The organism is Ruicaihuangia caeni, assembly GCF_029952955.1.
Classification (GTDB): Bacteria; Actinomycetota; Actinomycetes; order Actinomycetales; family Microbacteriaceae; genus Ruicaihuangia; species Ruicaihuangia caeni.
The window spans coordinates 1,102,069-1,109,244 of sequence record NZ_JASATX010000001.1 but is presented as its reverse complement, the minus strand read 5'-3'; the positions used below and the strand labels follow the sequence as shown (position 1 = coordinate 1,109,244).

Below are 7,176 nucleotides of genomic sequence, written 5' to 3'. Positions count from 1 at the left end.
TGCGCCGATGGTACTGCAAGGGCGACCTTGTGGGAGAGTAGGACACCGCCGGACCTCATTCCGGAACTGGCCACCCCGTTGGGGTGGCCAGCTCTGTTTAACCCGAAGATTCGAAGAGCGGTTTAACCCGCGGATTCAAAGGATCGCCGGGTACCGTGGTCAGCGGCTCGACGAAGCCCGGCCTGAACGAATTCAACAAGGAGTCACGCGGTGAGCGATGCCGAGGAGCGCCCGAAACGACCGGGCGAGACGCCGAATGGGCGACGGTCCGACGCAGGTCGCCCACCTCGTGGTCGTCCCGGCGCTGCACGTGGCGAGGGCGGCCGTCGCGGATCGGCCGACGGCGCCGCTGGGCGAGGGCGCCCGGCATCCGGAGAGGGGTCCGGGCGGCGTGACGGCGGCTTCAAGCCCCGTGGCGACAGCGACAGACAGCGACGAGACGACGAGCGTCCGCGCCGCGACGGCGACTACCGCCCGCGGCGCGAAGGCGAATACCGCCCTCGAGGAGACGATGACCGTCCACGTCGTGCTGACGACCGCCCTCGTCGCGAGGGCGAGTGGAAGCCGCGCCGCGAAGGCGACGGTCCACGGCGGGGCGGCGAGTTCCGTCCGCGCCGCGATGACGAGCGTCCGCGGCGTGACGGTGAGTCACGCCCACGTCGCGAGGGGGAGTGGAAGCCTCGCCGCGAAGACGACCGGCCTCGCCGCTCGGGTGACTCCGGTCCTCGACGCGACGGTGACTGGAAACCTCGCCGGGAGGCTGACCGTCCGCGTCGCGACGGAGAGTTCAGGCCGCGCCGCGACGATGGCGGAGCTCGCCGAGATGGGCGTTCGCGACCAGGCCAAGAGACTGGCGGCGCCCGCCGCGATGGCGACTGGAAGCCGCGCCGCGAGGGCGACAGATCCTCTCGCAGTGGCGACTGGAAGCCTCGCCGGGACGACGACCGCCCGTGGCGCGAGGGCGACTGGAAGCCGAGCGGCGGCGACCGGCCGTATCGCGGCGATGGCGACGGCGCCCGCGGCGGAGGGCAGCGGCCGCACCGCGACGGCGCCGGGCGCGGTTACGACCGTGGACCCGGGGCCGGCCAGGGCCCGCGACGCGACGGCGATTTCCGTGAGCGCGAAGAGCGCAGCATCCGTCCTCCTCAGGCTGAGCGGGCTCGGCGCAACGAACCGAAGATCCCTGACGATGTCACCGCCAAGGAACTCGACCGGATTGCGCGCAATCAGCTGAAGACGCTGACCGCTGAGAACGCCGACCTCGTCGCGCGGCACTTGGTGATGGTTGCGCGCCTCATCGAGAGCGATCCCGAGCTCGCGCACCGCCACGCCGAAGCAGCGGCGAACAAGGCGGGGCGCATCGGAGTAGCGCGCGAGACGCTCGCTATCACCGCGTACACGGTGGGCGACTTCGCACTCGCGCTGCGTGAGCTGCGCACTTACCGGCGTATCACCGGTCGAAACGATCACCTGCCGATGATGGTCGACAGCGAGCGCGGCCTCGAGCGTCCGGATCGTGCCCTCGAGCTCGGCCGTTCGGTGCCGAGAAATGAGCTGCCGGTTCCTGTTCGCGTCGAACTCGCGATCGCGATGTCGGGCGCGCGACTCGACCAGGGCCGCCCCGATGAGGCGCTCGGCGAGCTGCAGATTCCCGAGCTCGACCCGAACACGGCCTACTCGTACAGCCCCGCGCTGTTCGACGCGTATGCCGTCGTGCTCGAAGAGCTCGGGCGCAATGACGAGGCCGCGGAGTGGTTCGCGCGCTCGGAGCGCGCGCAGGAGGCGCTGGAGAGCGCCCGGCATCCTGAAGGCGACGAAGGGATCGACGAGGTCATTGAGATTCTGGAAGAAGAAGTCGAGTTCGACGAGGACGGCGGCGACGCCGGCTCCGGAACAGCGCGACTCGGTGGCGAGAGCGGCGACGTCTCGGCAAGCCTCGATGAACTCGGCGGGGAAGAGATCGTCGGTGACGAGCCCGTCGACGACGAGCTCGGTGACGGCGACGGAGAGCCGGCGCACGACTGACCCTGCGTCCCGCGAAGCCGCCCTGAGGTCGCAAGGACCGCAGGACCGACTGCTTCCGGCATCGAATGCGCGCGCGGCCGACGCCAAGACTCCGCTCGACGGTGCGGAGTTGATGCTCGCCGACCTCGACGGTGTGGTGTACCGCGGCGACGTCGCGCTTCCATATGCCGTGGAGAGCATACGGCGAGCCGCGTCGACTGTCCGGGTCGCCTACCTCACCAACAACGCTGCACGCACGCCGAGCACGGTCGCGAATCAACTGCGCGAGTTCGGGCTCGAATTGGCTGACGACGACGTGGTGACCTCACCGCAGGCCGCTGTGCGAGCGCTCGCTGAACTCGTGCCGCCGCCCGCCACCGTGCTGGTGGTCGGTGGTGAGGGCCTCACTGCCCAGGTCGAGTCCGCTGGCTACACCGTCACCCGCTCGGCCGACGATCGGCCCTCAGCGGTGATCCAAGGGTTCCACCCGGACGTCGGCTGGCGACAGCTCGCCGAAGCGTCGTTCGCGCTGCAGAGCGTCGACGGCGCCCCCGGCATCCCGTGGGTGTCGACGAACAGCGACTGGACCATTCCGTTGCAGCGCGGCATCGCTCCAGGGAACGGGTCGCTCGTCTCCGCCGTGCACCTCGCGGTCGGGCGGCTCCCGGTGACCGCGGGCAAGCCCGAGCCGGCGATCTATGAGACCGCGCTCGATCGCTATGGCACGCGCAACGCCGTGTTCGTCGGTGACCGCCTCGACACCGACATCCGCGGCGCGAACCGCGTCGGCATCGACTCGGTGCTCGTGCTGACTGGCGTCGATGGCGCGAAGCAGCTGCTCGCCGCTGGGAAGGGCGATCGCCCCACCTATATCGTCGACGACCTCAGAGCGCTTCACGAACCGTATCCGCCGGTCTTAATCGACAGTGACGGTGCGGTGACCGTGGGCGCGGCGTCGGTGATCATGCGCCGTAACCGCGTTGAAGTGCTCGCCGACGATGGAGAGCCCATCGACCTGCTGCGGGCAGCATCCCGAGCGATCTGGGAGACCGGTCTTGCGATCTACGGCATCGATGTTCCGGATGCCGTGTTCCGCCGACTCGGCATCGAGCCTCCGTCGCGGTGACGTTCTGGGTCGAACCGCGGTACGGGTGCTTGGAGCCGCTGTGGCTTCGACCGGCTTGCTCCGCAGTGGCGGCTCAGCGAGCGGGGATTACGCTGTGGGCATGGATCAGGGGAGCGATGCCGCGGTGAAAGAACCGGTGGGTTCGAATGCCGGGCAGGAATTCGTGGCCGATACGGCGCGCGACGAGGCCCTCGCCGAGGAGTTGCTCTCGCGCGTCGCATTGATCGAGGACCAGCCGCTCGAGCAGCGCGCTGAGGCGTACACGCAGCTCTTCGAGGAGCTCAAGTCGGCACTCGAGGCCGGCGACCTTCCTCGCGCATGATCGACGCCTCGGCCGACTCAGGGAGCTCGGCCGCTGTCGCCGGGGAGCTCCGCCGGCTGGACGCGGCACTCGCCGAGCGTGGTCTCGCCCGCTCGCGCAGCCACGCCGCCGCTCTCATCGCGGATGGCCTCGTGTTCGTGGACGAACGGCCGGTCACCAAGGCGTCTGCGAAGGTCGCCCCGAGCCAGTCGCTGCGGGTCGAGGGCGCCGACCACTATGTGAGTCGCGCCGCCCATAAGCTTCTCGCCGCTCTCGACGGCTTCGACATCGACCCCGCAGGACGAGTCGCGCTCGACGTGGGAGCTTCGACCGGCGGCTTCACGCAGGTACTGCTCGAGCGCGGCGCACGCGAGGTCATCGCCCTCGACGTCGGGCATGGGCAGTTGGCAGGGCCGATCCGGGCCGACTCTCGGGTGACGGTGATCGAGGGCTTCAACGCGCGGGAGCTCTCTCGCGACAACCTGGCGGAGGTCGTCCAGGACTCGGCGTCGCGCGCTTCGGGCTCGCCGGCATCCCAGCCTTTTGAACTGCCCACGCTCGTCGTCGGCGACCTGAGCTTCATCTCTTTGACGCTCGTGCTTCCTGCGCTGGTTGCGACCTGCGGCCCGGACGCCGACTACGTCTTGCTGATCAAGCCGCAGTTCGAGGTGGGCCGCGGCGGCGTGCGGGAGGGCATCGTGCGCGACGCAGGTTTGAGACGCGAAGCGATCAGTACGGTCTTGTGGGCGGCGCATGACGCGGGGCTCGCCACGGCGGGCCTCGTGCCCTCCCCGATCGCGGGCGGGTCGGGGAATCGCGAGTATCTGGCCTGGTTCAACCGGGTTCACGGGGCGCTTCCGACAGAATGGGATGAGCGGATCGAGGCGATGCTCTGAACGAGCTTGCACCGAGCGGAGAGGCGCATCGCCGGCGCTCGACCGCATTGCTCGACACGAGGAGGCCCATGTGACCACGACGCGGTACTTCCTCGTGGTCGCGCACACCGGGCGTGAAGAGTCTCTTGAGTCTGCTGTCGCCGTGTGCCGACAGCTCACAGAGGCCGGCACAGTGCCAGTGCTCTCCCGCGACGAGCACGCAGAGATGATCGCCGTCGCGCCGGATCTCGAGCGCATGCGCGTGCTCGGGCGCGACGTCGAGGTCGACGACCTCGAGCTCACCATCGTGCTCGGCGGCGATGGCACGATCCTGCGGGCCGCAGAGCTCACACGCGGAGGCGCGGCGCCCCTGCTCGGCGTGAACATGGGGCACGTCGGGTTCCTCGCCGAGAGCGAGCGCAACGAGCTCACGGCGACCGTCTCACGCGCACTCGCTCGAGACTACGAGGTCGAAGAGCGCATGACCCTGAAGGTCGAGGTCGAAGCCGACGGAGCGGTCGTCTATGAGACCTGGGCGCTCAACGAGGCGACCGTCGAGAAGCGAAGCCGAGAGCGGATGCTGGAGGTCGCCATCGAGGTCGACGCTCGCCCCCTGTCGACCTTCGGCTGCGACGGTGTGGTCATGTCGACCCCGACCGGCTCGACGGCCTATGCCTTCTCAGGCGGTGGCCCCGTCGTATGGCCGAATATCGACGCCATGCTCCTCGTGCCGCTGAGCGCGCACGCACTGTTCGCGAGGCCGCTCGTCGTCGCCCCCGAATCGGTGCTCGCGATCGAGGTGCTCGCGCGCTCTGAGAACGGCGGCGTGCTCTGGTGCGATGGCCGGCGTGCCCGCGACCTCGAATCCGGAGCCCGCGTCACTGCCACCCGATCAGAGGTGCCCGTGCGGCTCGCCCGGCTCGACCCGGCGCCGTTCACCGACCGCCTCGTGCGCAAGTTCCAGCTTCCCGTGCACGGTTGGCGAGGACCGGCCCGCGAGCACGTCGCGCCAGGCGAGCGGTCTGGCGCCAGCGCTGAGCAGCGAGCCACTGAGCAACGAGCGACTGAGCAGCGAGCGGCAGAGCGGGGTGCGGAGCGGGGGAGCGGCGCGTGATCGAAGAGATCACCATTCGCGACCTCGGCGTCATCGAGCAGGCCACCCTGCCGCTCGGCCCGGGGTTCACCGCCCTCACCGGCGAGACCGGCGCAGGCAAGACCATGGTCGTGACCGCGCTCGGACTGCTGCTCGGCCAGCGGGCCGAGAGCGGCGTCGTGCGGGCGGGAGCGTCGCAGGCGGTCGCCGAAGGACACTGGCTGCTTCCGGAGCAGCACGCTGTGCTCGACCGAGCGAAGGATGCCGGCGGCTCCACCGACCCGGCCGGCAGCGACGGGGCGGGAGCCGCCGTCGAGGCGCTGCTCATGTCGCGCTCGGTGTCGGCCGAGGGGCGCAGCCGTGCTTGGGTGGGCGGCCGCTCAGCGCCCGCGGGGTTGCTCGCGGAGCTCGGTGAGCAGCTCGTCGTGGTGCACGGGCAATCCGACCAGTTGCGCTTGCGGTCCCAACAGGCCCAGCGCGACGCTCTCGACCGCTTCGCGGGTGCCGCGCTCGCCGATGCGCTCGGCCGCTATCGCGAGCGGTACGACGGCTGGCAGCGACGCCGCGGCGAACTCGATGAACTCGTCACCGAGCGCGACCATCGGCGCCGCGAAGCCGAAGAGCTCCGCGCCGCCATCGATGAGATCGAGGCGGTATCGCCTCGGACGGGTGAAGATGCGGCCCTCGCCGAGCAGGCCGAGCGGCTGACGAACCTTGAAGAGCTGCGGGCTGCGGCATCCGCCGCGCATGAGGCGATCGCGACCGAACGGCTCGACGACGGCGTCGATGCGATCGGCATGGTCGAGCAGGCCCGCCGCGCGGTCGAGCGCGTCGCGACGCACGATGCGGCGCTCGCGCCGATCGGCGAACTGCTCGCCGGGGTCTCGTTCCAACTCGCCGAGGCGGCCACGCAGCTCGCCGGCTACCTCGATGGCCTCGACCTCGAAGCGTCTGGCGAGCTCGATGCGGTGCAGGAACGCCGCGCCGCCCTCGCCTCCCTGACCCGCCGCTATGGCGAATCGATCGACGAGGTGCTCGAGTACTTCGACCGTGCCGGTCTCCGCCTGCTCGAGCTCGACGGCGACGACGACCGCATCGAGGCGCTGACCGCAGAGGTGCAGGCGGATGCCGAGGCGCTCGACGCACTCGGCTCCGAGGTCACCGCGCTCCGCCGCGAAGCCGGCGCGGCTCTCGCCGACCGGGTCAGCGAGGAGCTCGCTGCGCTCGCGATGCCCGACGCCCGTCTGGTGGTGGAGGTTGACGAGCGCGAGGAGTTCGCGGCGCACGGCCGCGACGCAGTCTCGATCCTCCTCCAGCCGCACCGCGGTGCCGACCCTCGTCCGCTCGGCAAGGGCGCCTCTGGCGGAGAGCTCTCGCGCGTGATGCTCGCGATCGAGGTGGTGATCGCCTCGAGCGATCCGGTGCCGACCTTCGTCTTCGATGAGGTCGACGCGGGCGTCGGGGGAGCGAGCGCGATCGAGATCGGCAAGCGCCTTGCGAGGCTCGCGCAGACCGCGCAGGTGATCGTCGTCACCCACTTGGCGCAGGTTGCGGCATTCGCGAACAACCACCTTCGCGTGGTCAAGGAGCACGGTGAGGTCACCGCCTCGAGCATCCAGCAGCTCGAGGGTGACGCGCGGCTCGAGGAGATGGCGCGGTTGCTCAGCGGCCTGAGCGACTCGGAGAGCGCGTTGGCGCACGCTCGCGAACTGCTCGACGCGGCATCCGCTGCGGTCACGTAGGCATTGGTCACGTAGGCCTCGGTCACGTAGGCATC

Annotated in this window: 7 protein-coding genes; all 7 read left to right on the top strand. The window is 70.1% G+C overall.

Annotated elements, in window-relative coordinates; genetic code table 11:
* The first annotated feature begins 256 nt into the window (after positions 1-256).
* The gene (locus QF206_RS05115; protein WP_281488085.1) at positions 257-1,234 is read left to right on the top strand and encodes a hypothetical protein; all 978 of its coding nucleotides are present in this window, start codon (positions 257-259) and stop codon (positions 1,232-1,234) included.
* 47 nt (positions 1,235-1,281) lie between these two features.
* A complete protein-coding gene (locus QF206_RS05110) occupies positions 1,282-2,025 on the top strand; it encodes a tetratricopeptide repeat protein (protein ID WP_281488084.1) in 744 nt (247 codons plus the stop codon).
* A 112-nt stretch (positions 2,026-2,137) separates the two neighbouring features.
* On the top strand, positions 2,138-3,130 hold the full coding sequence (locus QF206_RS05105; protein WP_281488146.1) for an HAD-IIA family hydrolase: 993 nt from the start codon (positions 2,138-2,140) through the stop codon (positions 3,128-3,130).
* Positions 3,131-3,230: 100 nt separating this feature from the next.
* Positions 3,231-3,452 carry a hypothetical protein gene (locus QF206_RS05100; protein ID WP_281488083.1) on the top strand — a complete coding sequence of 74 codons (222 nt, stop codon included), beginning with the start codon at positions 3,231-3,233 and terminating at the stop codon, positions 3,450-3,452.
* A complete protein-coding gene (locus QF206_RS05095) occupies positions 3,449-4,327 on the top strand; it encodes a TlyA family RNA methyltransferase (protein ID WP_281488082.1) in 879 nt (292 codons plus the stop codon). Before QF206_RS05100 ends, QF206_RS05095 begins: the two co-directional genes overlap by 4 nt.
* Positions 4,328-4,397: 70 nt before the next feature.
* A complete protein-coding gene (locus QF206_RS05090; protein ID WP_281488081.1) occupies positions 4,398-5,420 on the top strand; it encodes an NAD kinase in 1,023 nt (340 codons plus the stop codon).
* Positions 5,417-7,141 carry a DNA repair protein RecN gene (gene recN, locus QF206_RS05085; RefSeq protein ID WP_281488080.1) on the top strand — a complete coding sequence of 575 codons (1,725 nt, stop codon included), beginning with the start codon at positions 5,417-5,419 and terminating at the stop codon, positions 7,139-7,141. The genes QF206_RS05090 and recN overlap by 4 nt, the downstream gene beginning before the upstream one ends.
* Positions 7,142-7,176: the final 35 nt, after the last annotated feature.